Annotated in this window: 22 protein-coding genes and 2 pseudogenes; 5 read left to right on the forward strand and 19 right to left on the reverse strand. The window is 74.8% G+C overall.

The window, feature by feature from the left end:
- Positions 1-190 precede the first annotated feature (190 nt).
- The 4 genes from LPU61_RS15420 to LPU61_RS15435 all read right to left on the reverse strand — a co-directional run bounded on the left by LPU61_RS15420 (position 191) and on the right by LPU61_RS15435 (position 3,740).
- On the reverse strand, positions 191-472 hold the full coding sequence (locus LPU61_RS15420; RefSeq protein WP_043966765.1) for a GlsB/YeaQ/YmgE family stress response membrane protein: 282 nt from the start codon (positions 470-472) through the stop codon (positions 191-193).
- A 205-nt stretch (positions 473-677) separates the two neighbouring features.
- Complete coding sequence (locus tag LPU61_RS15425; protein ID WP_043966762.1) at positions 678-965, reverse strand: GlsB/YeaQ/YmgE family stress response membrane protein; 288 nt, start codon at positions 963-965, stop codon at positions 678-680.
- A gap of 139 nt (positions 966-1,104) precedes the next feature.
- The gene (gene lepA, locus LPU61_RS15430; RefSeq protein ID WP_229405257.1) at positions 1,105-2,982 is read right to left on the reverse strand and encodes a translation elongation factor 4; all 1,878 of its coding nucleotides are present in this window, start codon (positions 2,980-2,982) and stop codon (positions 1,105-1,107) included.
- A 224-nt stretch (positions 2,983-3,206) separates the two neighbouring features.
- On the reverse strand, positions 3,207-3,740 hold the full coding sequence (locus LPU61_RS15435) for a DUF4240 domain-containing protein (protein WP_043966757.1): 534 nt from the start codon (positions 3,738-3,740) through the stop codon (positions 3,207-3,209).
- An 83-nt stretch (positions 3,741-3,823) separates the two neighbouring features.
- Between LPU61_RS15435 and LPU61_RS15440 the strand changes: the two genes are divergently transcribed.
- Positions 3,824-4,816 (forward strand): phosphotransferase family protein, encoded by a 993-nt coding sequence (locus tag LPU61_RS15440; RefSeq protein WP_229405258.1) that lies wholly within the window; start codon positions 3,824-3,826, stop codon positions 4,814-4,816.
- 357 nt (positions 4,817-5,173) lie between these two features.
- Complete coding sequence (rpsT, locus tag LPU61_RS15445) at positions 5,174-5,440, forward strand: 30S ribosomal protein S20 (protein WP_043966753.1); 267 nt, start codon at positions 5,174-5,176, stop codon at positions 5,438-5,440.
- 672 nt (positions 5,441-6,112) lie between these two features.
- Here the strand turns inward: rpsT and LPU61_RS15450 are convergent.
- The 10 genes and pseudogenes from LPU61_RS15450 to pepN form a co-directional block, all read right to left on the reverse strand.
- Positions 6,113-6,452: pseudogene (locus LPU61_RS15450) on the reverse strand (hypothetical protein); the annotation flags it as partial.
- Positions 6,449-7,429, reverse strand: coding sequence for a DNA polymerase III subunit delta (holA, locus tag LPU61_RS15455; RefSeq protein WP_043966751.1), 981 nt, complete (start codon positions 7,427-7,429; stop codon positions 6,449-6,451). The gene holA and the pseudogene LPU61_RS15450, both read right to left, overlap by 4 nt.
- 123 nt (positions 7,430-7,552) lie before the next feature.
- A complete protein-coding gene (locus LPU61_RS15460; RefSeq protein WP_229405308.1) occupies positions 7,553-9,967 on the reverse strand; it encodes a ComEC/Rec2 family competence protein in 2,415 nt (804 codons plus the stop codon).
- A gap of 74 nt (positions 9,968-10,041) precedes the next feature.
- Positions 10,042-10,830, reverse strand: a complete 789-nt coding sequence (locus LPU61_RS15465; protein ID WP_374199683.1) for a helix-hairpin-helix domain-containing protein — start codon at positions 10,828-10,830, stop codon at positions 10,042-10,044.
- 801 nt (positions 10,831-11,631) lie between these two features.
- Positions 11,632-12,405 (reverse strand): SDR family NAD(P)-dependent oxidoreductase, encoded by a 774-nt coding sequence (locus LPU61_RS15470; protein ID WP_043966749.1) that lies wholly within the window; start codon positions 12,403-12,405, stop codon positions 11,632-11,634.
- 104 nt (positions 12,406-12,509) lie between these two features.
- A pseudogene (locus LPU61_RS15475) lies at positions 12,510-13,370 on the reverse strand (DegV family protein); the annotation flags it as partial.
- 62 nt (positions 13,371-13,432) lie between these two features.
- Entirely contained in the window at positions 13,433-14,062 is a 630-nt protein-coding gene (locus LPU61_RS15480) for a histidine phosphatase family protein (protein WP_043966747.1), read from the reverse strand.
- Complete coding sequence (gene rsfS, locus LPU61_RS15485; protein ID WP_043966746.1) at positions 14,059-14,469, reverse strand: ribosome silencing factor; 411 nt, start codon at positions 14,467-14,469, stop codon at positions 14,059-14,061. The genes LPU61_RS15480 and rsfS overlap by 4 nt, the downstream gene beginning before the upstream one ends.
- A 110-nt stretch (positions 14,470-14,579) precedes the next feature.
- Positions 14,580-15,176 carry a nicotinate-nucleotide adenylyltransferase gene (gene nadD, locus LPU61_RS15490; RefSeq protein ID WP_043966745.1) on the reverse strand — a complete coding sequence of 199 codons (597 nt, stop codon included), beginning with the start codon at positions 15,174-15,176 and terminating at the stop codon, positions 14,580-14,582.
- Positions 15,177-15,323: 147 nt separating this feature from the next.
- Positions 15,324-17,840: an aminopeptidase N gene (gene pepN, locus LPU61_RS15495; protein ID WP_229405259.1), complete on the reverse strand. Its 2,517-nt coding sequence runs from the start codon at positions 17,838-17,840 to the stop codon at positions 15,324-15,326.
- Positions 17,841-17,907: 67 nt separating this feature from the next.
- Here pepN and LPU61_RS15500 point away from each other — a divergent pair, with 67 nt between their 5' ends.
- Positions 17,908-18,126: a DUF397 domain-containing protein gene (locus LPU61_RS15500; RefSeq protein WP_013287999.1), complete on the forward strand. Its 219-nt coding sequence runs from the start codon at positions 17,908-17,910 to the stop codon at positions 18,124-18,126.
- 129 nt (positions 18,127-18,255) lie between these two features.
- Here the strand turns inward: LPU61_RS15500 and LPU61_RS15505 are convergent, their stop codons facing one another.
- The gene (locus LPU61_RS15505) at positions 18,256-18,657 is read right to left on the reverse strand and encodes a hypothetical protein (protein ID WP_077938726.1); all 402 of its coding nucleotides are present in this window, start codon (positions 18,655-18,657) and stop codon (positions 18,256-18,258) included.
- 266 nt (positions 18,658-18,923) lie between these two features.
- On the opposite strand from LPU61_RS15505, the gene LPU61_RS15510 reads away from it, so the two are divergent.
- The gene (locus tag LPU61_RS15510; RefSeq protein WP_229405260.1) at positions 18,924-20,171 is read left to right on the forward strand and encodes a cytochrome P450; all 1,248 of its coding nucleotides are present in this window, start codon (positions 18,924-18,926) and stop codon (positions 20,169-20,171) included.
- 105 nt (positions 20,172-20,276) lie between these two features.
- Here LPU61_RS15510 and LPU61_RS15515 read toward each other — a convergent pair whose 3' ends face one another.
- The 3 genes from LPU61_RS15515 to LPU61_RS15525 are packed head-to-tail and all read right to left on the reverse strand — an operon-like array spanning position 20,277 to position 22,205.
- Positions 20,277-20,927: a DUF3618 domain-containing protein gene (locus LPU61_RS15515; protein ID WP_229405261.1), complete on the reverse strand. Its 651-nt coding sequence runs from the start codon at positions 20,925-20,927 to the stop codon at positions 20,277-20,279.
- Positions 20,924-21,388, reverse strand: a complete 465-nt coding sequence (locus LPU61_RS15520; protein ID WP_229405262.1) for a phage holin family protein — start codon at positions 21,386-21,388, stop codon at positions 20,924-20,926. Before LPU61_RS15520 ends, LPU61_RS15515 begins: the two co-directional genes overlap by 4 nt.
- A gap of 31 nt (positions 21,389-21,419) precedes the next feature.
- Entirely contained in the window at positions 21,420-22,205 is a 786-nt protein-coding gene (locus LPU61_RS15525; protein WP_043966734.1) for a hypothetical protein, read from the reverse strand.
- Positions 22,206-22,398: 193 nt separating this feature from the next.
- On the opposite strand from LPU61_RS15525, the gene LPU61_RS15530 reads away from it, so the two are divergent.
- Positions 22,399-22,878: a DUF4383 domain-containing protein gene (locus tag LPU61_RS15530; protein ID WP_043966733.1), complete on the forward strand. Its 480-nt coding sequence runs from the start codon at positions 22,399-22,401 to the stop codon at positions 22,876-22,878.
- A gap of 37 nt (positions 22,879-22,915) precedes the next feature.
- Here the strand turns inward: LPU61_RS15530 and LPU61_RS15535 are convergent, their stop codons facing one another.
- Complete coding sequence (locus LPU61_RS15535; protein ID WP_043966731.1) at positions 22,916-23,365, reverse strand: GNAT family N-acetyltransferase; 450 nt, start codon at positions 23,363-23,365, stop codon at positions 22,916-22,918.
- Positions 23,366-23,475: the final 110 nt, after the last annotated feature.

The following is a 23,475-nucleotide window of genomic DNA, read 5'->3' on the forward strand; positions in this document are numbered from 1 at the left end:
GGCACTAACCTTCTCTGCCGCACCCTAGTAGGAAAAATTCCTTTACGACAGGGGGCAGGCGGGGGCGAGGCGACCGTACCGCAGGCGAGAGACCCAGGGGCAGTCCGACATCGGGGCAAAACCGGGCGTACGCGCGCGAACGGGCGCCCGGCCGCAGAGGCCGGACGCCCGTTCGTGCGCTGCGGGATGCTTACCGGTGGGTGACGCTGCGGCGACCGCCCACGCCGGCCACGATCGCCACCGCAATGGCGGCGACCACGACCTGGACCAGCAGCTCGCCCCAGTCCACACCGGCGGTCTCGGTGGCGATGCCCATGGCCCGGGCGAGCACGGTGCCGAGCAGGGCGGCACCCACGCCGACGAGCATGTGCAGCCAGATCGGCATGTTCTGCCGACCGGGGACGACCAGGCGGCCCAGAGCGCCCACGATCAGACCGACGATGAGCGCGGTAATGATTCCGACAACGGTCATGGTCGTTCTCCTCAGAAAGCTTAAAAGGCTTGTTCACTGTCGCGACCATCAAGTTCCCGGGCCGCCGGAAATTCAAACCCGTCATCGCGACATGCGTTCAGGAAGGTGCCAACGAGACACGTCTCCGCAGGCCAGGGGGCCGAATGGAATGTGAACGGGCGCCCGACCGGAATGGTCGGGCGCCCGTCGAGCCAGCGATGTGTCGTTACCGGTGGGTGACGCTCCGGCGGCGGCCCACACCGGCGACCAGGGCCACGGCGATGGCGGCCAGCACGACCTGGACCAGCAGCTCGCCCCAGTCGACACCGGCGGTCTCGGTGGCGATGCCCATGGCCCGGGCGAGCACGGTGCCGAGCAGGGCCGCGCCGATGCCGATCAGCATGTGCAGCCAGATCGGCATGTTCTGCCGACCCGGGACGACCAGGCGGCCCAGAGCGCCGACGATGAGACCAACGACGATGGCGGTGATGATGCCCCAAACGGTGAGCTCCACGGTCGCCCTCCTCCTCAAGAAGTGTCACAACGGTGTGTTGTAGCTGTCGTGACCGCTAAGTTCCCGAGGGCCCGAAATTCCAAACCCGGCCGGGGCGTCGCGCCCCGGCCGGGTCGGTGTCACGCCACCGACGACACCCTCACTTCTTGCCGGCGGCCTTGCCGTCGCCGGAGTCGGACGAGAGGGCCGCGATGAAGGCCTCCTGGGGGACCTCGACCCGGCCCACCATCTTCATCCGCTTCTTGCCCTCCTTCTGCTTCTCCAGCAGCTTGCGCTTGCGGCTGATGTCACCGCCGTAGCACTTGGCGAGCACGTCCTTGCGGATCGCCCGGATGGTCTCCCGGGCGATCACCCGGCTGCCGATGGCCGCCTGGATCGGCACCTCGAACTGCTGGCGCGGGATCAGGTTGCGCAGCTTCGCGGCGATGGTGACGCCGTAGTTGTACGCCTTGTCCTTGTGCACGATGGCGCTGAAGGCGTCCACCGGCTCGCCGTGCAGCAGGATGTCCACCTTCACCAGGTCGGACGCCTGCTCGCCGGAGGGCTCGTAGTCCAGGGAGGCGTACCCCTTGGTGCGGCTCTTGAGCTGGTCGAAGAAGTCGAAGATGATCTCGGCCAGGGGCAGGGTGTACCGCAGCTCGACGCGGTCGGCCGAGAGGTAGTCCATGCCGAGCAGGCTGCCCCGGCGGCCCTGGCACAGCTCCATGACCGCGCCGACGTAGTCGTTCGGGGTCAGGACGGTGGCCCGCACCACCGGCTCGTACACCTCGGCGATCTTGCCGGTGGGGTACTCGCTCGGGTTGGTCACCACCAGCTCCTGGCCGTCCTCGGTGATGGCCCGGTAGACCACGTTCGGGGCGGTGGAGATCAGGTCGAGGTTGTACTCCCGCTCCAGCCGCTCCCGGATGATCTCCAGGTGCAGCAGGCCGAGGAAGCCGCAGCGGAAACCGAACCCGAGCGCGCCCGAGGTCTCCGGCTCGTAGTCCAGCGCGGCGTCGTTGAGCTTGAGCTTGTCCAGCGCCTCGCGCAGGTTGGGGTAGTCGGACCCGTCGATCGGGTAGAGGCCGGAGTAGACCATCGGCTTCGGGTCCTTGTAGCCGCCCAGGGCCTGGGTCGCGGGCCGGCTGTTGATGGTGACGGTGTCACCGACCCGGGACTGGCGGACGTCCTTCACGCCGGTGATCAGGTAACCCACCTCGCCGACGCCGAGCGCGTCGGCCTTCACCATCTCCGGGGAGATGACGCCGATCTCCAGCAGCTCGTGGACCGCGCCGGTGGACATCATCTTGATCCGGTCCCGGGCGCTGATCCGGCCGTCGATCACCCGGACGTAGGTGACCACGCCCCGGTAGACGTCGTACACCGAGTCGAAGATCATCGCGCGGGCGGGCGCGGCGGCGTCGCCGACCGGCGGGACGAACTGCCGGACGATCTCGTCGAGCAGGTACGGCACGCCGTCGCCGGTCTTGCCGGAGACCCTGATGCAGTCCGCCGGGTCGCCGCCGATCAGGTGGGCCAGCTCCTCGGCGTACTTCTCGGGCTGGGCGGCCGGCAGGTCGATCTTGTTGAGCACCGGGATGATCTTGAGGTCGTTCTCGAGCGCCAGGTAGAGGTTCGCCAGGGTCTGCGCTTCGATGCCCTGGGCGGCGTCGACCAGCAACAGCGCGCCCTCACAGGCGGCCAGCGACCGGGACACCTCGTACGTGAAGTCGACGTGCCCCGGAGTGTCGATCATGTTGAGGACGGCCTGCTCGCCGGCCCGGTCGCCCTCCCGGATCGTCCACGGCATCCGCACGGCCTGGCTCTTGATGGTGATGCCGCGCTCGCGCTCGATGTCCATCCGGTCCAGATATTGCGCGCGCATCTGCCGGGGGTCGACCACGCCGGTGAGCTGCAACATCCGGTCGGCCAGGGTCGACTTCCCGTGGTCGATGTGGGCGATGATGCAGAAGTTCCGGATGCGCGCCGGGTCGGTGGCACCAGGAGCGTTCGCGCCGGAATCGAGCGTCGGTGGCACAGCGGTCCGTTCTGGTCGGCTGACGTGAGCGGGCCGGCGCGGACGCCAGCCCCCTCTATGCTCCCACGTCGCCCTTGGGGCGGTCGGATCACTCCTCCTGGCGTCCCACCGGGCCGCCGGCCCCGCCCCGGCCCGTCACTCCGGCTCACCCCCGCCGGCCCCGGCTCACTCCCGTGGGCAGGGCTCACTCCTGCGCAGCGCGGCCCACTCCTGCGCAGCACGGCTCACTCCTGCGGGGCCTCGACGAACAACGCGGCGAGCTTCGGCAACTGGCGGCGGGCCTCCTCCTCGTCGTCGAAGTCCCAGAACTCGCCCAGCTCCGGGTAGGGGACCTCCTCCACCGGCGGCAGCTCGGCGGCGGTCGCCTTCCGGTACGCCTCCTCCGCGACCGTCAGCATCGCCTCCGCCTCGAACTCCTCGCCGGTGAGCGCCGCCTGACGGATCTTCGGCAGCTCGGCCAGCGAGTCCGGGTCGGCCACGGCACGGGCGAAGACCTGCCGCCCCTGGGTCATCAGCCAGCCCCGGAAGTATTCGAACCCGTCGTCCGACGCGCCGCCGTTGATCAGGTAGGCCGCGCCCCAGAGCTCGGCCCGGTAGGACGCCGCCATCACCCGGCGCTGGTGCCGCGCGTACCCGATGATGTCGGCGGCGTCGCGCTCGGCCAGCAGCGCGACCGCCCGGGCGGCGACCGCGCCGGCCGCGCCGCCCCCGCCGGCCCGGGCCTGGTCGATCAACTGCCAGAAGTCGTCGGTCCTCATGGTCTGGCAGTCTGGCAGAGCCGTCCGACGCCGGCGGGCGACACGGTACGGCGGGAGTGGGCGGGGTGGGGCAGCATGGGCGGATGACCCCGATCGCGCTCCCCCCGGTGTCGTACGACGCGACCGCCCACCGCCCCTCCTGGGCGGAACTGCCGGCGGGGCTGCGGGCGGCGGTGACCGCCCGGCTGGGCGCGCCCGTGTCGGTGGTGAAGGTGGCCCGTGCCGGGTTCACCCGGGGCTTCGCCGCCCTGGTGGCGGGCGCCGACGGCCGGCGCGTGTTCGTCAAGGCGGCGTCGCTGACCGAGCAGCGTCACCTCGTCGACTGGTACGCCCGGGAGGCCGCCGTGCTCGACCGGCTCCCCGCCGGCCTGCCGGTCCCCCGCCCGCGCTGGACGGTCTCGGCGGCCGGCTGGTACGCCCTCGGCCTGGATGCCATCGACGGCCGGACGCCCACGCTGCCCTGGGCCCGCGCCGACCTCGACGCCACCCTGGCCGGATATGCCGAGGTGGCGGCGGCCCTGGCCGACCCGCCGCCCGAACTGGTCGCGCTCGGCCTTCCCCGGCTGGCAGACCTGGCCCGGGAGGACATCCTCTGGTGGTGCGAGGTGGCCGCCGGCCGGGAGCCGGCCCCGGACCTGCCGCCCGGGGCGCGGCGGCGGCTGCCCGACCTGGTCGCGCTGGAGTCCCGCCTCCCCGGCTACGCCGCGCGCGGCGGGCTCGCCCACGGCGACCTGCGCCTGGACAACGTGCTCGTCGACCCGGCCGGACGGGCCTGGTTCTGCGACTGGAACTGGCTCTGCCACGGGCCGGCCTGGTTCGACCTGGTCAGCCTGCTGATCACCGCCCACGCCAGCGGCCTGGACGCCGATGCGCTCTTCGCGGGGCACCCGGCGACCGCCGGGGCACCCACGGACGCCCTCGACGTGACGCTCGCTGCGCTCTCGGGGTACCTGCTCACCTCGGCGGCCTCCGGCCCGACGGACGCGTCCCCGCACCTGCGGGCTCACCAGCGCTGGAGCGGTGAGCAGGCCCTCGGTTGGCTCGCCGCCCGACAGGGCTGGGACCTCGCCGCCTGACGCCGTGGGGCTCGCTCGCTGTCAGGCGGCGTGAGGCTCGCCGCCCGACCGCGTGAGGCTCGGTGCCTGACCGTGTGAGGCTCGCCGCCCGACCGCGTGAGGCTCGGTGCCTGACCGCGTGAGGCTCGGTGCCGCACGGGGCTGGGCCGCGTCGCCCGGCGGTGCCCGGCCTGCGGTGCCGGGCCTACCGCGCCCGGCCTGCGGTGACCGGTCCGGTGGAGGCCCGGCCGGCGGGGCGCGAAGGGCTGTTTTGGCTCGTCCCGGCGGACCTGGTAACCTGGCTCTTCGCGCAGCGATGACGCATGCTCGTCGCGCGCACAAGCAGACCAACCCGAGCTATCAAGACGAGGCTGTCGCGTGGCGAACATCAAGTCCCAGATCAAGCGCAACCGGCAGAACGAGAAGCGCCGGCTGCGTAACAAGTCGGTCAAGTCGTCGCTGAAGACCGCCATCCGGAAGTTCCACGAGGCCGCTGAGGCCGGTGACGCCGAGAAGGCCGCCGTTCTCATGCGGGACGCCTCGCGCAAGCTGGACAAGGCGGTCAGCAAGGGCGTGATCCACTCCAACCAGGCGGCCAACCGCAAGTCGGCGATCGCCAAGCGCGTGGTCTCGCTCTCCGCCTGACGCGGCGAACACAGACCTGAGCCGGAAGCCCCGGGACCACCGGGGCTTCCGGCTTTCCGCGTGCCTGCCCGCCCGGCGCGGGGCCTTCCGGCAACGCAGGCGCTGCCACGTCGGCGACGCGAGTGCCGTCATGTAGGCGGCGACGCGGGGCTTCGGGCGACGCGGGCACTGCCATGTCGGCGACATGGGGCCTTCCGGCGGAGCTGATACCACCATGTCGGCGACATGGAGTCGATCACCTCAGTCCGCCACCGGCCCCGCGAGGATCGCCCCGTCCCGAAGGATCGCCCCGTCCCGAAGGATCCCGCTTCCCGGGCCGGGAGTCGGGTCACCGGTCGGGTCGGGTCTCCTCCACCCAGGGCGCCGGGCCGAACCCGGCGAACTCGGAGCCGACGAACCGAGGGTCGGCGAACTCGGAGCCCACGAACCGGGGATCGACGATCTCGGGGCCGACCGATTCGGAGTCGACGAGAGCGTCGGGGCCCACGCCCGGAGCCACGGGCGGTCCGCCAGACCGCACGCTGCTGATGGCGACCCGGCCCCGTGCACCGGCCGCACCAGCCGCGCCGGCGTGGCCACCGGCACCGGGCACAGTGGCACCGACGTTCCGGGCTGAGGCAGCAGGGTTCCCGAACGGGACACCGGCACCGCCGAACGGGGCGGCCGCACTCCGCACCGAGGCGCGGCCGACGACCGGCTCCAACTGCCGGCGGAAGCGGTCCCGCTCCTGCTCGGGCACCAGGGCGGCCGTCCGGACCACCAGCTCGGCCACCATGTCGTTGAGTTTGACCATCACGGCCACGGCGGCGGGCAGGACGAGCACCGCCCACCAGGTCACCAGCTCGGCCAAGGCGAGCAGGGCGGCCAGCGAGACGGCCCCCTCGAAGAAGAGGAAGCAGAGCACTCCGCCGGGGTTGACGAACCGCAGGCCGAGGGCCCGGGCGTAGAGGGGACGGTACCGCTCCTCCTCGGTAGGCACGGTCGCCCACGACGCCCGGACCGGCCGGTTCACCGGGCGCCGCCCTGCCGGGCCGCCGCGACCGAGAAGACCGCCCGCTCCAGGGCGTACGCCCGGTCGTCCGAGCCGCCCTTGACCGCCGCGTTGCACTCGGCGGCCGCCTGCATCGCCCGCACCAGTCCCTCCGGCGTCCAGCCCCGGGCCCGCTGCTGGGCGCTCTTGACCTTCCACGCCGGCATGCCGAGGCTGCTGGCCAGCTGGTACGGGTCGCCCCGCCCCGCCGCTGCGACCCGGGCGACGGTGCGTACGCCGTCGGCCAGCGCGTCGGCGATCGGGACCGGGTCGACACCGACGTGCAGCGCCCAGCGCAGCGCCTCCAGCGCCGCCGGGACGTCGCCGACCATGGTGGCGTCCGCGACGGTGAAGCCGGTCACCTCCACCCGCCCCTTGTAGTAGCGGGCCACGGTGTCGGCACCGATCCGGCCGTCGGTGTCGGCGACCAGTTGGGAGCAGGCGGCGGCCAGCTCGCGCAGGTCGGTGCCGACCGCCGCGATGAGCGCCTCCGCCGCGTCGTCGGTGCATTTGCCGCCGGCCCGGCGCACCTCGTCGCGGACGAAGGCCACCCGCTCGCGGTGCCCCTTGAGCTTCGCCGCCGGCACCACGGTCGCGCCGGCCGCCCGCAGCCCGTCCGCGAACGCCTTGCCCTTGGCCGCCCCGAGGTGCAGCACCACCAGGTGGACCTCGGGGTCGGGGTTCTTCGCGTACGCCAGCAGGGCGGCGACCAGGTCCTTGCGGGCGTCCTGACCGGAGCGCAGGACCAGCACCCGCCGGCCGCCGAACAGCGACGGGCTGAGCATCTCGGCGATCTCGCCGACGGCCAGTGCTCCGGCCTGGTATTCCCGGACGTCCACGCCCGCATCGACGGCGCGGACCCGGGCCACCGCTTCGGTCACCGCGCGCGTGGCGAGCAACTCCTCGTCGCCGAGGACCAGCAGAATGGGGGCGAGGTCGGGCGCGGTCACGCCGCCCATGTTCGCACGTCCCCTCCGCCGCGCGTGCCTGCTCGTCGAGCCCCGTGACGCCAGACCCCGCACTCAACGCAAATCTAGACATTCACCTCTCTATACCATCAATGCCGCCAATGCCCTGGGGTTTCACGGGCGTTGTCCGGGCGGCACGCCCCTGACCACCACGGCCATGCCGCCACCACTGCGGACTACCGCCACGTCCCCGTCGGTGTCGGTGCGCAGCACCCGGGCACCGCCGCGCACCAGCCGGGCGAGAACGGCGGCGTTCGGGTGCCCGTACGAGTTGCCGGCGCCGACCGGCACCAGCGCGACGCTCGGCCGGACGGCGTCCAGGAACGCCGGGTCCTGGTACGCCGACCCGTGGTGGGCGACCTTCAGCACGTCGGCCCGTACGCCGCCGGGCGGCATCCGGTCCAGCAGCGCCCGCTGCTCCTCCGTCTCGGCGTCCCCGGCGAGCAGGATCCGCACCCCGGCGACCGTGGCCCGCAGCACCAGCGAGTTGTTGTTCGGATCGGACCGGGTGCCCCGCAGCGGATACGGCGGCCCGAGCACGACCAGTTCCACCCCGCCGGCCCGGTACGCCCACCCGGCCGGGGCCGGAGCCAGCACCGCCCCGCCCGCCGCCGCGGCGGCCCGCACCAGGTCCCGCCCGGCGGCGGGCTCGGGCCACTGCGGGGTGCGTACCGCCGCGACCCGGCGCCCCCGGAACACCCCGGCGACCCCGCCGGTGTGGTCGACGTGGAAGTGGCTGAACAGCAGCAGCGGCACCTCCCGTACGCCGAGCCGCCGCAGGCAGCCGTCCACCGCCGCCGGGTCCGGACCGGCGTCGACCACCACCGCCCGGCCGACGGCCACCGGCAGCACCAGCGCGTCGCCCTGGCCCACCGCGCACGCCACCGCCACCCAGCGGTCGGGCGGCCAGCCGCCGGCGACGAGGCGGACCGGCAGGGTGCCGGCGACCACCGCGACGGCGACCACCGCCACCAGCCGGCGCACCACCGGCCGCCGGGTGGCGACCAGCAGCGCCACGGTCAGCCCGGCCAGCAGCAGCGCGCCCGGCACCCCGTCCGGCCAGGGCAGCGTGCCGGCGGGCAGCCGGGCACCGTACCGGGCGACCGTGACCAGCCACCAGGCCGGCCAGCTCGCCAGCCACGCCGCCAGCTCCGCACCGGGGGACCAGACCGGGGACAGCACCGCCGCCGCGACGCCGAGCACCGTGGCGGGCGCGATCGCCGGGACGGCCAGCAGGTTCGCCGGGACCGCCACCAGGCTCACCGTGCCGGAGATCCCGGCGACCACCGGGCCGCAGGCGAGCTGCGCGGCGGCCGGCACGGCCAGCGCCTCGGCGAACCCGGGCGGCACACCCCGCCGGCGCAGCCCGTCGCGCCACCCGGGGGCGAGCAGCAACAGCCCGGCCGTGGCCAGCACGGACAGGGCGAACCCCGGGTCGCCGGCCAGTTCCGGGTCGAACAACACCAGCGCTGCCACCGCCGCCGCCAGCGCCGGCAGGGCGGCCCGGGGCCGGCCGGCGGCCAGCGCCGCCAACCCGATCGCGCCCATGGTGGCGGCGCGCACCACGCTCGGCGAGGGGCGGACCAGGATGACGAAACCGACCAGGGCCAGTACGCACAGCCCGGCGGCCACCCGTGGACCGGCCCTGGCCCACCGGGCCAACAGGAGCACCGCGCCGACGACGATCGCCACGTTGGAGCCCGAGACGGCGTTCAGGTGGGTCATGCCCGTCGTGCGGAAGTCCTCCTCCACCGCCGGCAGCAGTCGACTGGTGTCGCCGACCACGAGGCCGGGCAGCAGCCCGCCCTGCTCGTCGGGCAGCGGCTCGCAGACGCGTTGCAGACCCGCCCGGAGGGTGCCGGCGGCCCGCTGCGACCACGGGGGCGGTCCGTGCGGCGTCGGCGGGCCGCGCACGGTGAGCACCGCGGCGGTCAGGTCGCCGCCGCGCGGCGCGCCGAGTCGCCCCTCGGCGGTCAGCCGTTGCCCGGGCAGCAACGCCCGCCACGCCGGGTCGGTGGCGAGCAGCAGGACCCGCAGGGACGCGGCGACCCGCACGCCGTCGGGGCCGGTCAGGGCGACCGACTCGGCCAGGACCAGCAGGGTCGCGGGGCGGCCCGCGACGCCCCGGAGCGGGCGCGGATCGGCCCGTACGACCAGGTCGGCGGTGACAGTGGCCCGGTCGTCGACGAGCGCACGGACGGCGGGGGCGTCCCGGACGCCGAGCCGGGCGGCCGTCGCCGTCGCCCCGCACACCACGCCGAGCAGCACGGCCACGGCGATCCACCCGTGCCGCCGGACGGGGTCCGCCGGGCGTCCCAACCGGCCGAGCAGATGCGCCGCGACGAGCACGGCCAGCCCGGCCGCCCCGGCGGCGAGCAGCGCCGCCGACCGGGCGCTCAGGTGCAGGCTCGCCAGCGCGGCCAGCCAGGCGGCCACGGCCAGCCCGGCCAGCCGCAGGTCGGGCCCGTCCCCGACACCGGCGGGCCGCTCGGCCGGCGGATCGCCCGCTGTCCCGACCCCGGCCAGCAGAGCCCCGGGTGCGGTGACGACCGCGCCGCCGTGGCCTGCCGACGCATCCGCCGCCGGCGACCCCGCGCTCCCGCTCACACCGTCACCAGTTCCTTGAGCTGCTCGTACCGGGAGTCGCCGATGCCCTCCACCTGGCGCAGGTCGCCCACCGAACGGAACCCGCCGGTGCGGTCGCGGTGGTCGAGGATGCGCTGGGCCAGCACCGGTCCCACCCCGGGCAGCGTGTCGAGCTGGGCGAGGGTGGCCGTGTTCAGGTTGATCAACCCGGCCGGGGCCGCCGCACCCCCGGCGGCCGGCTGCCCAGGTGCGGCCGGGGCGGCACCCGGCTGACCCGGCGGGGCGGTGACACCGACCAGGATCAGCTCGCCGTCGGCGACTTTGCGGGCCGGGTTGAGCAATGCCACGTCGACGCCGGGCAACGCGCCGCCGGCGGCCTGCACCGCGTCGCCGACCCGCGCGCCCGCCGGCACCCGGACCAGCCCGGGGCGGCGTACTTTGCCGGCGACGGCCACCACCAGCTCACTGCCCGGCGTCGGGGCGGCGACCGGCGCTTCCGCCCCCGGTGTCGCGTCGAAGCCGGCGGCGGCGGACGGCTCGGCCCGGACCGGTTCGGCCTGCGGGCGGGAGCGCCACGCCCAGAAGCCGGCGGCGAGCACCACCGCGACGGCGACCGCCGCCAGCGCCCGCACACCCCGCCGGCCGGGGTCGAACGCGCCGGGCCCCGGCAGCCGCGACGACCACGACGCGGACGCCAGCTCGCCGTCGGGGCCGAGGGTCGACTCACCGGAACGCCCCGAATCGTCGCCGCCGAGCAGGCCGTCGCGCCCAAGACCATCGCCCCCGGGTGAACCGGCGCGCCCCAGACCGTCGTCTCCGGCCGAGCCGGACAGGCCCAGACCACCGTCCCCGAACGAGCCGGCCCGACCCAGAGCGTCGCCCCCGAACGAGCCGGACCGGCCCAGAGCGTCACCCCCGAGCGGGTCCCGGACGGGAGACGACGCGCGGGCGATCCGTCGGCCCGAGCCGGGGTGCCGTTCCCCCGGCCAGGGCACCGGCCGCTCGATCATCGGCCCGTCGGCGAGCGGCCACCGGTCCTCCGGCGGCACCACGACGGCCCGCCCCACAGCAGGCCCACCCGTCGGTCCCGGTGCCGGCGGCGGTCCGGTCGCCTCGGGCCGCCCGACCGCCGGTGGCGCGACCGGCTCCGCCGGCACGGCCGGGCGTACCGCGGGTGTAGCCGGCGACGGGTCGCCCGCCAGCCATCGCAGTCGCCGCCGCACGACCGTCTCCTCGTCGTCTGACACGGCGCGAGGTTAGGCCGGCACGAGGCCCCTCCGGGGTCCACCGACCGCCGCCTGTGGACAACGAAGGCCCTTGTGGACAACCGCCTGATCATGCCCACCATGTGCTAAGGCCCCCCGCAGGCCGCGCCCAGCCACCCGGTGATCAAGAAGTTTGCGTCACCGTCGAGATCAATCCTGACGCTTTTCTCTTGATCGACGAGTCGGGGGGAACGGGGGTGGTCGGTGATGTCGTATTCGACTCAGCTCCCTACGCAGCAGGGAGAGCACCCGGCACCGACGGTCCCGCCACCTGGTCCGGGGCCAGGGGCCGGACCTACCATCGGGACGGCAGGCGACAGCGCTCGGCGACGGGATCTGCGGTCAGTGGGCCTCGGGGTCCAGGCCGAGCGCGGCCCGACCGCCGTCGACCGGCAGGGTGACGCCGTTGACGAAGCTCGCCTGCGGCGAGAGCAGGTACGCCACCGCCTCCGCCACCTCGTCCGGGCGGCCGATGCGGCCCACCGGGTGCAGCCGGCCGAGTTCCGCCTCGACCCGCGCCGCCTCGGCCGGCGGAAGGCCGGCGAGGAACGTCTCGTGCCGCTCAGTCACCACCGAGCCCAGCGCGACGGCGTTGGTCCGGATGCCGTGCCGGCCGTGGTCGACGGCCAGCGCCCGGGTCAGCCCCTCCAGGGCGGCCTTCGCCACGGAGTACGGCAGTGCGCCGGGGACTGCCCGGCGGGCCTGGTGGGAGGAGACGTTGACGATCGCCCCACCCCGCCCGGCGGCCCGGAACCGGCGGACGGCCGTCGCGGCGCCGACCACGGCCGGCCGCACGTTGAGCCCGATCAGCTCGTACAGCTCGGCGGGGTCGGTGGAGTCGGCCGCGCCGTCACGGAACACCGCCGCGTTGTTGACCCAGCCGGCCAGCGGTGCGGCGCGTTCGGCGAGGTCCGCCGCGCGGGCGGCGTCGTCCGCGTCACCGGCGTCGCCGACGACGGCGCGCACCCGGTCCCCGGCGTGGTGCGTCCGGGTCCACTCCGTCGTCGCCGGGTCGCGTTCCAGCACCACCACCGTGTCACCGGGGGCGAGCAGCCGCTCGACGATCGCCCGGCCGATCCCCCGGCCCCCGCCCGTCACCACGAAGGAGCCACCCATCAGCGCGCCTCCACTTCTCCGTCAGGCCCCGAGCCGACCGGCCCCGAATCGACCGAACCCGCACCGACCGGACCCGAGCTGGCCGGACCCGAGCCGGATCCCCGCCCGCCCAGGCCGGGACGGCGGTGCACGACGACGCAGGCCAGCCCCGGGCCGGCGTGCGCGGCGACCACCGCGCCGGCCTCCGTGACGTACGTCGAACGGACCCGGCCGCCGAGTCGCTCGGTGAGCGCGGCGAGGAGCTGCTCGGCGCGTTGCGGGGCGGCGAGGTGGTGCACGGCGAGGTCGACGTCGGCGTCGCCGGCCGCCTCGACGGCGAGGTCGACCAGGCGGGCCACGCCCCGGCTGGCGGTGCGCACCTTGTCCTTGAGCACGATCGCCCCGTCCGGCATGTGCATGATCGGCTTGACCGACAGGGCGGTGCCGAGCAGCGCCTCGGCGGCCCCGATCCGGCCGCCCCGGCGCAGGAACTCCAGGGTGTCGACGTAGAAGTAGATCGTGGTGCGGTCGATCGCGGCGGCCGCCGCGCGGCGTACCCCCGGAAGGTCGGCGCCCTCGGCGGCGGCCTCGGCGGCCGCGAGCGCCGGGAAGCCGAGGCCCATGCCGGTGGAGCGGCTGTCGACGACCGCGACCCGGTCGCCGCCGACCTGCGCGGCGGCCAGCCGGGCGGCCTCGACGGTGCCGGACAGCTCGGCGGACAGGTGCACCGAGACCACCGCGTCGGCACCGGCGTCGAGCAGGTCGCGGTACGTCCGCGCGAACTGCTCCGGTGCCGGCCGGGAGGTGCTGACCGAGACCCGCCGGCCGCCGAGCGCCCGGGTGGCGTCGTCGGGGAACGTCTCGACGCCCTCCAGCCCCTCCGCGCCGTTGAGCACCACGGTCAGCGGCACGACGGTGAGCCCGCGCTGGCGCACGAGCTCGGGCGGGAGGTAGGCGGTGGAGTCGGTGACGACCGCGACGGGCATTCCGGCACCGTAGCCGATCCGGGCCCGGACCGCCGGGGCCACCTGGCCCGGCCGCCGCCGGGTCAGACCGCCTCGGCCGCCGCCGTGGTGGTCAGCACGCCGACGTTGTGCGCCCGCAGGTGCCAGCCCCGCGTGCCGCTGTCGCGCAGCTCGGTCCAGTGGCAGTTGCGCAGGGAACCGATCGCCCGCAGCACCGCGTGGTCCCAGCCGAGCAGGTGCCCGCAGCCCTGCCGGGCCGCGCCGCCGTGGGTGGCGACCACGATCGTCCCGCCGGGCGCGGCGTCGGCCGCGTCCTGCAGGGCCGCGCCGACCCGTTTGCCGAGGTCGTCGAGGCTCTCGATGTCGGCGCCCGGGTCGGGGTCGCCGGCCCGCCAGCGGGCGTGCTCGTCGGGGTAGCGCTGCTCCGCCTCGGTAAGCTCCAGCCCCTGCCACCGCCCGAAGTGCCGCTCGCGCAGCCGGGCGTCGGCGCGCACCGGCAGGCCGGTGAGCGCGGCGAGAGCGGCGGCCGTGTCGGCGGCGCGGCGCAGGTCGCTGGCCACGATCGCGTCGGGGCGCAGCGCCGCGAGCAGGGGCGCGGCGGCGGCGGCCTGCTCGCGGCCGAGGTCGTTGAGCGGCACGTCCGTCTGGCCCTGCACCCGGCTCGCGGCGTTCCAGTCGGTGTTGCCGTGCCGCCAGACGATCAGTCGGGTCATTCGGCCGGTGCGGTGCCGGCGGCGGCGTCGGCCTCGACCAGGTCCCGGTCGACGAACGGGATCTGCGGGCAGTCCTTCCAGAGCCGGTCGAGGGCGTAGAACTCGCGCTCCTCGGTGTGCTGGACGTGGACCACCATGTCGACGTAGTCGAGCAGCACCCAGCGCCCGCCCCGCTCGCCCTCGCGCCGGACCGGCTTGGCCTTCTCCGGCAGCTCCAGCAGCCGCTCCTCGATGGCGTCGACGATGGCCAGCACCTGACGCTCGTTGGGGGCGGCGGCGAGCAGGAACGCGTCGGTGATGGCGAGCTGGTCACCCACGTCGATGATGACGATGTCCTGCGCCTTCTTGTCGGCCGCGGCCTGGGCGGCGGCCATCGCCAGCTCGTGAGCGCGTTCGGAAACTGTCACCGTTCTCCTTCGATCAACCGTGCGACCCTCCAAGCGTCTCACACGCGTCCGCGTGACGACCTGTCGGTTCTGGCCGGTTTCGGGGACGAACGACCGCATATCCGGCGCGATCACTGCTGATAGAGGCGCCGTTTCGCGATGTACTGCACCACACCGTCGGGCACCAGATACCAGACCGGTTCGCCCCGGGCCACCCGGGCGCGGCAGTCCGTCGACGAGATGGCCATCGCGGGCACCTGCACCAGGCTCACCGTGTCGGCGGGCACGTGCTTGTCGGTCAGCTCGAACCCGGGGCGGGTGACGCCGATGAAGTGGGCCAGCGCGAAGATCTCGTCGAGATCCTTCCAGGACAGGATCCGCTCCAGCGCGTCCGCGCCGGTGATGAAGTAGAGCTGCACCTTCGGCCCGTACTCGGCGTGCAGGTCGCGCAGCGTGTCGACGGTGTACGTCGGCCCGCCCCGGTCGATGTCGACCCGGCTGACCTGGAACCGGGGGTTGGACGCGGTGGCGATGACGGTCATCAGGTAGCGGTCCTCGGCCGGGGTGACCGGCTGGTCCGCCTTCTGCCACGGCTGCCCGGTCGGCACGAAGACGACCTCGTCCAGCCCGAACCGGTCGGCCACCTCGCTGGCCGCGACCAGGTGACCGTGGTGGATCGGGTCGAACGTGCCGCCCATGATCCCGACCCGCCGGATGTCTTCCCGCACCCGCAGATCGTATGCGGGCAGCGCGCGGCGGCGCCCCCGGCCCGGTTCTCGGCCCCTCCCCCGACCCGGGCCGCGGGCGCGGCCGGGGCCGAGGGAAGACCGAAAGCGGGACGGATCGGGGCGTTCCGGGCCCCGGGCCGCGGCGGATCAGGCCGAGGCGGCGGCCACGGCGGTGCGGGCCACCAGGGCACGGCGCAGGTCGTCGTCGGCGTCGGTGACCACCCGGCGCAGGCCGGGCGTGACGTCGTCGCAAGCCAGCAGTGCCGCGGCCAGCTCCCGGGTGGGCTGCGCCACGGCGTAGCGGGGGTAGGCGTCGGCCGCGACCTGGTCGGCCACCCAGGGGGTACGCCTCCGCGCCGCCGCCGGCATGTCGGCGAAGTACCGCTCGACGTACGGCCCGGTCAGCTCGGCCTGCTCGGGATGCCAGAACCCCTGCGCGGCGGCCTCGACCAGCCGGTTGGACAGCTCGGTGTTGCGCACCACGATCTCCCACGCCGCCGCCTTCGCGGCCGGGTCGGGCAGCGCGGCCCGGCACCGGGCGGCCCGCTCGGCGCCAGTGGCGCTCGGGTCGGCCGCCCTTTCGGCGGCGATCTCGGCCTCCCCTGCCGCGCCGAGCACCACGAGCCGGCCCAGCAGCGCCCAGCGCAGCTCGGCGTCAACGGCCAGCCCGGCGGGGACGCCGTCGCCGGCCAGCCAGCCGGCGAGCAGGTCGGCGTCGGTGCTGGCCCCGATCAGGGCCCGGGCGGCGGCGAGCTGCCGCGACCCGCCCGGCTCGGCGGCGGCGAGCAGGCGCTGGCCGGCACCGGCGAGCCGGAGCAGCGCCGCGTCCCGGGCGAGGGGGTCGAGATAGCGGTCGACCAGCGGCCGGACGGTGCGCAGCACGTCCTCCACGATGATCACCTCGGTCTCGCCGGGGAGGGCCGCGGCGACCAGCTCCACCAGGGCGGCGACGGGCCGCTCGCCGTCGGTGGCCGCGTCCAGCGCCTCGCCCCACAGCAGGGCCCGGGCCAGCGGGTCGGCCAGGGTCGGCAGCACCAGCGGCACCGCGTCGACGGAGGCGGGGTCGAGGCGGATCTTGGCGAAGGTGAGGTCACCGGCGTTGGGCAACAGCAGCTGGGCGGCCGGCTGCCCGCGCAGCCCGGCGAGGACCGTCCGGCCGCCGTCGGAATCCGGGTCGAGGTCGACCTCGTCGCGGGTGACGGTGCCGTCGGCGGCATACCGGGCGACGCCGACGCGGTGCGGGCGCAGCACCGGGTGGCCGGCCGGGGCGGTCTGCACGATCGCCGCGTCCGCGTACCGGCCGTCGGCGTCGAGCGTCACGTCGACCCGCAGGGTGTTGACCTGGGCCCGGCGCAGCCAGCGCTCGGCCCAGCCCGACAGGTCCCGCCCGGCGGCGGTGGAGAGCGCGCCGAGCAGGTCGGCGAGGGTGGCGTTGCCGAACCGGTGCGCCGCGAAGTGGGCGTTCAGCCCGGCCAGGAACGCGTCGTCGCCGAGCCAGGCGACGAGCTGGCGCAGCACGCTGGCGCCCTTGGCGTACGAGATGCCGTCGAAGTTGAGCAGCGCCAGGGCAGCGTCGGCGACCTCCTCCGGCGCGACGGGGTGGGTGGAGGGGCGCTGGTCCGCCGCGTACCCCCAGCCCTTGCGGCGCAGCGCGAACGTCGTCCACGCCCCGGCGAACCGGGTCGCCTCGGCGGTGACCCGGGTGCCCAGGTACTCCGCGAACGACTCGTTGAGCCACAGGTCGTCCCACCAGCGCATGGTGACCAGATCGCCGAACCACATGTGGGCCATCTCGTGGGCGATGGTGGTGGCCCGCAGCTCGCGCTGGGTGTCGGTGACCGCCGAGCGGAACACGAGGTCGTCGCGGAAGGTGACCAGGCCCGGGTTCTCCATCGCGCCGGCGTTGAACTCCGGCACGAACGCCTGGTCGTACTTGCCGAAGGGGTAGCGCTCGGCGAACAGCTCGTGGAACCGGTCCAGGCACTGCCGGGTGACGGTGAGGATCTCCTCGACGTCGGCGTCCAGGTGGGCGGCGAGGGACCGCCGGCACCAGACGCCCAGCGGGACGCCGTCGTGCTCGGCGCGGCGCACGTGCCACGGCCCGGCGATCAGCGTGACGAGGTACGGCGCCAGCGGGGCCGTGGGGGCGAACTCCCAGCGCCCCGGCCGGGGCGTCGCGGCCAGCGCGCCGTTGGCGGCGACCGTCCACTGCGGCGGGGCGGTGACGGCGAGCCGGACCGGTGCCTTCAGGTCGGGCTGGTCGAAGGCGGCGAAGATGCGCTGCGCGTTGTCCAGGAAGGACATGGCGTAGAGGTAGGTCTCGCCGTCGGCGGGGTCGACGAACCGGTGCAGCCCCTCGCCGGTGTTCGAGTAGGCCATCTCGGCCTCGACGACCAACGTGTTGGCCTCGGCGAGGCCGGTCAGCGGCAGCCGGTTGCCGGCGAGCGTCGCCGGGTCGAGGGGCCGCCCGTTCAGGCGTGCCCCCAGCAGTTGCGCGGGCAGCACCTCGACGAAGGTCTCCGCGCCGGGGGTCGCCCGGAAGCGGATGGTGGCGTGCGAGCGGAACCGCTCCTCGCCTGCGGTCAGGTCGAGGTCCACGTGGTAGGACTCGACGGTAATCAACGCGCCACGCGCGGTCGCCTCTACACGGCTCAGGCTCGGCATCCGCTTATCCTGCCCGATGGGGAACCACACTCGTTTCCCGTCACGGCATGCGATGGAGGAAGCAACAATGGGTCAGCACCCCAAGGGCGACTTTGACCTGTCCCGGGCGGTCTGGCAGCGGGCCGAGGGGGACACCTCGGAAGGCGCGGTCGAGGTGGCCTTCGTCGACGACCTGATCGGCATGCGCAACTCCGCCGAGCCGGACGGCCCGGTGCTCGTCTTCACCCAGGCCGAGTGGGACGCGTTCGTCGCCGGCGCCCAGGACGGCGAGTTCGACCTGGACTGAACCGGGCCGCCGGGCCGCGACCGCCTGTCGCCCGCGGGGACGGCACGCCGACGTGCGTCCCCGGGAGCGGCAGCCGGTCACGGCCCGGCCCCGAACCGCCCTAACCGCGCGAACCGCCCGAAACGCCCGTCAGTCGCCGTCGCCCCAGCCGAGGCCGCCGGGGCCCGGGGCGTGATGGAAGCCGGGGTGACCGGCCACGTCGGCGCAACGCTCCCCGTCGGGGCCGATCGCCCCGCAGAACAGCCGCTCGGCCCGGTGCCAGGCGTCGGCCGGGGACAGCGCGGCGGCCCCGAGGGCCAGCTCGGGGCGGAGCACGCTCAGCCCCTCGGCGTACGTCACGGCCAGCTCGCGGGCCAGGTCGGGCCCGGCGGCGGCGAAGCCGAGATGCACGGTGAACCAGCGCGGTGGGCGCTGCTCCCGGCGGGGCCGGGCGAGCAGCGGGCCCACCGGCTCCCCGCCGCCGGCCCGGCCCGCGCCCAGCGCGTCGACCGCCCGCCGCTGTCGCCAGTATCGCGACGCGTTCTCCCGCATGTGTCCTCCCCGTCGTGACTGCCCGGACGCTCCCGCCACCGGCGGCCCGAGCGCCCCGGACCGACCGGTCGCCGGCCCGTGCGCTCCAGCCAACCAGGTTCCCGACGCCCTGGGAGGGGCCAGCCGGCACCCGCCACGCGGGCCGACGCCGCGCCGTCGACCTCGACCGGGTTCAACCGGGGCGGCGGGGATTCGGCCGCCGCGACGTGGGTAGACGAACCCCCACCGCGCGGTGCCACCGGGCGGGGAACGTCAGGAGGGGTCCGATGGCCAGCATGCCGGCCGACCGCAGCCCGGACAGCACGCTGGCCCTGCTGCGGGAGGGCTACCGGTTCATCGGCGACCGCTGCGACCGGTACGGCACCGACATCTTCCAGACCAGGCTGCTGCTCGAACCGACCATCTGCCTGCGCGGCCGACCGGCGGCGGCGATCTTCTACGACCCCGAGCGCTTCGTCCGGGCGGGCGCGGCACCGAAGCGGATGCAGCGGACCCTCACCGGCGTGGGCGGGGTGCAGGGCCTCGACGGGGCGGCCCACCACGACCGCAAGGCCATGTTCATGTCGATCATGACGCCGTCGGCGGTCCGGCAGCTCGGCCAGCTCTTCGACGACGAGTGGCGGGCCCGGGTGCCGGCCTGGGAGCGCGCCGGCCGGGTGGTGCTGCACGACGAGGTGGCCCCGCTGCTCACCCGGGCCGTCTGCGCCTGGGCCGGCGTGCCGCTGGCCGACACCGAGGTGGCCCGGCGCACCGCCGTGATGCGGTCGATGATCGAGGGGCCCACCGCGCTCGGCCCCCGGCACTGGCGGGGCCGGGTCGGCCGCCGCCGCAGCGAGCGGTGGCTCGGGGAGGTCGTCGAACGCGCCCGGGTGGGCGCCCTGCCGGCCCCGCCGGGCAGCGCGCTGGGGGCGATCGCCGAGCACCGGGACGGCCGGGGGCAGCTGCTGCCCCGCCGGATCGCCGCCGTGGAGCTGCTCAACGTGCTGCGACCCACCGTCGCCGTCGACCGCTTCGTGGTCTTCGCCGCGCTCGCCCTGCACGACCACCCGCAGTGGCGCGACCAGGTGCGCGGCGACGACGACGCCACCGAGTGCTTCGTGCAGGAGGTACGCCGCTACTACCCGTTCTTCCCCGTCGCCGCCGCCCGGGTGCGGCGCTCCTTCGACTGGCAGGGGCACCACTTCCCGCAGGGCCGGCGGGTGCTGCTCGACCTGTACGGCACCAACCACCACGAGGCGCTCTGGCCCGAGCCGGAACGGTTCCGTCCGGAGCGCTTCGCCGGCTGGCGCGGCGACCCGTACGCGCTGGTGCCGCAGGGCGGCGGCGAGCACCTGACCGGCCACCGCTGCGCCGGCGAGTGGATCACCATCGAGCTGTTGAAGCGGGCCGTCACCAACCTGACCACGACCATGCGCTACGAGGTCCCGCCGCAGGACCTCGCGATCGACCTGCGGCGGATGCCCGCCCTGCCGCCGAGCGGCCTCGTCATCGCCGACGTGCGCCGCACCGCCTGACGGAGACGCGAGGAAGGGCCCCCTGTCGACGCGTTCTGTTGCCAGGGGGCCCTTCCTGACCGGACGGCCGGGCCGCCGACGGATGCGGCGGCGGGATCTCCTCGGTCAGTACCGTACCTGGTCGCGGGACTGCTGCGCGTGGTCCTTCACGTCGTGGGCGGCCGACCGGGTGTCGTCGCGAACGGCGTGCACGGCGTCCTGGGCGGTGGCCTTCACCGACTCGCCCGCATGCTGCGCCGGCTCGCGCAGCTCCTCCCTCAGCTCGCCGGCGACCTCGCCGAGCTTCTCCTTCACCGCGCCGGCGTGCGCGCCGGCCCGCTCCCTGACCTGGGCGGCCACCTGCTGCTCGCGGCGGCTCGCCGGGATCAGGGAGGAGACCAGCATGCCGACGCCGAAGGCGATCAGGCCGGCGGCCAGCGGGTTGCCCTCGGACTTCTCCCGCAACACCTGCGGGGCCCGCTGGGCGGCGTCGCCGACGGTGGAGGCCGCCGAGTGCGCCTTGTCGCTCACCGTGGACGCGGCCGACGACGCCCGGTCGGCCACCGCGTGGGCGGCGTGTCCGGTGCTGTGGCCGTAGTCGGAAGCGGTGCCCATGACCTTGTCCCTCACATTCTGCAGCGCGTTGCGCGCCCGCTGCTTGCGGTCGTCGACGATGCGGCCGGGACTGGCCTTGTACGCCAGGGCGTCCACGTCGGTGCTGAGGCTGTTGCGGGTGGCCTCGATCTCCCGGCGGATCTGGTCGGGATCGGTGCTCATCGGGTGACTCCCTCCGGGTGGGGCTTGAGCGCGTCGGGAATGCGCTGCACGCTGTCGTTGGTCTGCCTGAGGCCGCGTACGCGCTGGGCGTGCTTCTTGGCCATGGAGTAGAGGACGGCGGCGATCGCGCCCCAGAGCACGGCGACGATCAACGCGGCCCAGCCGGCGTCCAGCACGTTGGACAGCCCGGCCCAGAGCGCGATCGACAGGAACAGCGCCACCATGTACCCGCCGAAGCCGGCGCCGCCGAACAGTCCGGCGGCCCTGCCCGCCTTCCTGCCCTCCTGGCGGATCTCGGCCTTGGCCAGCTCCACCTCCTGGCGCATCAGCGTGGACAGGTCGGTGCTCACCTGGCGCAGCAGCTCACCGATCGAGCTGCTCCTGACCTCGTCCGCGGTGTGCGGGGCACCCGCGGGGTGGTACCCGGAGTCCAGTCCCGGGTCCTGCGTCGGCGCGGTCATGCCGTCTCCTCCCTTCGGCTGGCTCGACGGCTCACGGGCGGGAAGCGCCGCTGGACGGCACGCCCGGCAGCGGGTCGGTCTGGGTCACCGGGGGCAGCGGCGTTCCGGTGCCGTCCGCCGGGTCGGCGTAGCCGGTGGTGGTGCCCGGGTCGGGGTAGGCCGCACCCTGGCCGGTGTGGCCGACCTCGGGGGTCGGGTCGAGGTAGCCGCCCGGGGGGATCTGGTCCGGCACGGCACGCTGGGCCGGCGGCGTCGGGATGACGGCGGTGCGCTCCGGGTCGTACGCCCCGGTCGAGCCGCCGCCGGTGCCGTCGGACGCCGCGGACAGGCCCCGGGTCAGCCGGCCGGCGAGCACGCCGAGCACGGCGGCGCCGACGAGGAAGGTGCCCGGGTTGCGGCGGGCGTAGTCCTTGACCTCGGTGAGGATGTCGCCGGGCTGCCGCTCCTCCAGCCAGCCGGCCACGCCGTTGACGCGCTCGGCGGCCTGGTGGGCCAGCTCGGTCACCGGGCCGGACTGGCCGCTGTGCTGCGCCATCGCGCGCATCTCGTCGGCCAGCGAGCGCAGCCCGCCGGCCGCCCGGCGCTGCTGCTCCCCGGCCTGCCCGGCGAGCTGGTCACGGGCCTCGCCGTAGAGGTTGCGGGCCTGCCGCGCGGCCTCGCCGACGACCTCGCGGCCCTGCTCCCGGGCGGTCTGCGCGACCGCGCCGCCCGCGTGCGCGGCCTCCGAGCCCACCTGGCGGGCCTGATCGCGTACGCCGTGGCCGTTGCTGGACTCCTGCCCGTACGTGGACGTCGTGGGTGAGAGATCGTAGGTCATGATGTCCCTTCCGCTCGGAAAGCCGTCGCGGTAGTCAATTCAGGGGATTCGCCAGCGTTCATCCCGCCGGCGTCTTTTGACCTACCCTCGCTCCACCGGCCCACACCTGATTCCCGGTTTCTCTGCGGAACGTGTCGCCGCGCACACACAATGGAGGATCGTCGGGGGCTGCTGATCCACGGAGGTGACATCGATGGCGCGTGACCGGCAGCGCCCACGGGCCCGGGTGCAGGTGGCCGCCGTCGCGGTGGCCGCGCTCTTCCTCCTGCTCGGGGTGCTCGGCTTCGTCCCCGGCATCACCACCGGGTACGACGACCTGACCTTCGCCGGGCACCACTCGGGCGCCGAGCTGCTGGGGCTGTTCCAGGTCTCGGTCCTGCACAACGCCCTGCACCTGGTCTTCGGGCTGGCCGGACTGGCCCTGGCCCGCAGCGTCGCCGGGGCCCGGCTCTTCCTGGCCGGGGGCGGCGCGCTCTACCTCGGGCTCTGCCTCTACGGGCTGTTCGTCAGGTTCGCCGGCAACGAGCACGGCGCGGCCAACTTCATCCCGCTCAACGGCGCGGACGACTTCCTGCACCTGCTGCTCGGCCTCGGCATGCTCGCCCTGGGCCTGCTGCTGTCCAACCGGGTGGGCACGGGCGGTCGGCTGGACGACCCGATCGACCGCCCCTGACCGGGCCACCCCGCCCGGCCGGCGCGCGCCCGCGCCGTCAAGCGGCCACCGGGAGTCGCTTGGCGAAGCAGCGGCTGTACGGGTTGTCGACGTACTCGCCGTACACGGGGATGGGGGCGTACCCGCAGGAGGTGTAGAGGCCGATGGCCGCCGGCAGGTAGCTGCCGGTCTCCAGCCGCAGCTCGGCGTACCCCTGCTGGAAGGCCAGGTCCTCCAGGGCGGCCAGCAGCTGGCGGGCGATCCCCCGGCCCCGGAAGGCGGGCCGGACGTACATCCGCTTCAGCTCGCCGGTGCGCGGGTCGAGTTCCTGGATGCCGCCGCACGCGACGGCCCGGCCGGCGTCGACGACGGCGAGGTAGCGGATGTCGTCGTGGGTGACGGTCACCTGCCCGTCCAGCCCGCCGTCGGCCTCGCGCAGCTCACGCTGCTGCGCCACGACCAGGGTGGCGATCTCCGGGTCGGTCGTGGGCCGCGATTCGATCAGCATCCCGTCAAGCTAGGCGCGGCGGATTTCCGGCAGGTTTCCGGCGGGCGACCCGCCGGCGGAGGCCCCACGAGCGGTCGTCGTCGCGTCGCCGGGCCGCTCCCCGACGCCGC

Source organism: Micromonospora sp. NBRC 110038 (assembly GCF_020884815.1).
Taxonomy (GTDB): domain Bacteria; phylum Actinomycetota; class Actinomycetes; order Mycobacteriales; family Micromonosporaceae; genus Micromonospora; species Micromonospora haikouensis.

Excerpts from the sequence above, each read along its gene's own strand:
- pepN (WP_229405259.1), bottom strand. The coding sequence starts at position 17,840 with ATGCCGAGCCTGAGCCGTGTAGAGGCGACCGCGCGTGGCGCGTTGATT.
- LPU61_RS15480 (WP_043966747.1), bottom strand. The coding sequence starts at position 14,062 with ATGACCCGACTGATCGTCTGGCGGCACGGCAACACCGACTGGAACGCC.
- LPU61_RS15515 (WP_229405261.1), bottom strand. The coding sequence starts at position 20,927 with ATGAGCACCGATCCCGACCAGATCCGCCGGGAGATCGAGGCCACCCGC.
- LPU61_RS15470 (WP_043966749.1), bottom strand. The coding sequence starts at position 12,405 with ATGGGTGGCTCCTTCGTGGTGACGGGCGGGGGCCGGGGGATCGGCCGG.
- holA (WP_043966751.1), bottom strand. The coding sequence starts at position 7,429 with ATGGGCGGCGTGACCGCGCCCGACCTCGCCCCCATTCTGCTGGTCCTC.
- LPU61_RS15435 (WP_043966757.1), bottom strand. The coding sequence starts at position 3,740 with ATGAGGACCGACGACTTCTGGCAGTTGATCGACCAGGCCCGGGCCGGC.
- LPU61_RS15525 (WP_043966734.1), bottom strand. The coding sequence starts at position 22,205 with ATGACCTACGATCTCTCACCCACGACGTCCACGTACGGGCAGGAGTCC.
- LPU61_RS15535 (WP_043966731.1), bottom strand. The coding sequence starts at position 23,365 with ATGCTGATCGAATCGCGGCCCACGACCGACCCGGAGATCGCCACCCTG.
- LPU61_RS15505 (WP_077938726.1), bottom strand. The coding sequence starts at position 18,657 with ATGCGGGAGAACGCGTCGCGATACTGGCGACAGCGGCGGGCGGTCGAC.
- LPU61_RS15500 (WP_013287999.1), top strand. The coding sequence starts at position 17,908 with ATGGGTCAGCACCCCAAGGGCGACTTTGACCTGTCCCGGGCGGTCTGG.
- LPU61_RS15440 (WP_229405258.1), top strand. The coding sequence starts at position 3,824 with ATGACCCCGATCGCGCTCCCCCCGGTGTCGTACGACGCGACCGCCCAC.
- LPU61_RS15420 (WP_043966765.1), bottom strand. The coding sequence starts at position 472 with ATGACCGTTGTCGGAATCATTACCGCGCTCATCGTCGGTCTGATCGTG.
- LPU61_RS15520 (WP_229405262.1), bottom strand. The coding sequence starts at position 21,388 with ATGACCGCGCCGACGCAGGACCCGGGACTGGACTCCGGGTACCACCCC.
- LPU61_RS15510 (WP_229405260.1), top strand. The coding sequence starts at position 18,924 with ATGGCCAGCATGCCGGCCGACCGCAGCCCGGACAGCACGCTGGCCCTG.
- LPU61_RS15530 (WP_043966733.1), top strand. The coding sequence starts at position 22,399 with ATGGCGCGTGACCGGCAGCGCCCACGGGCCCGGGTGCAGGTGGCCGCC.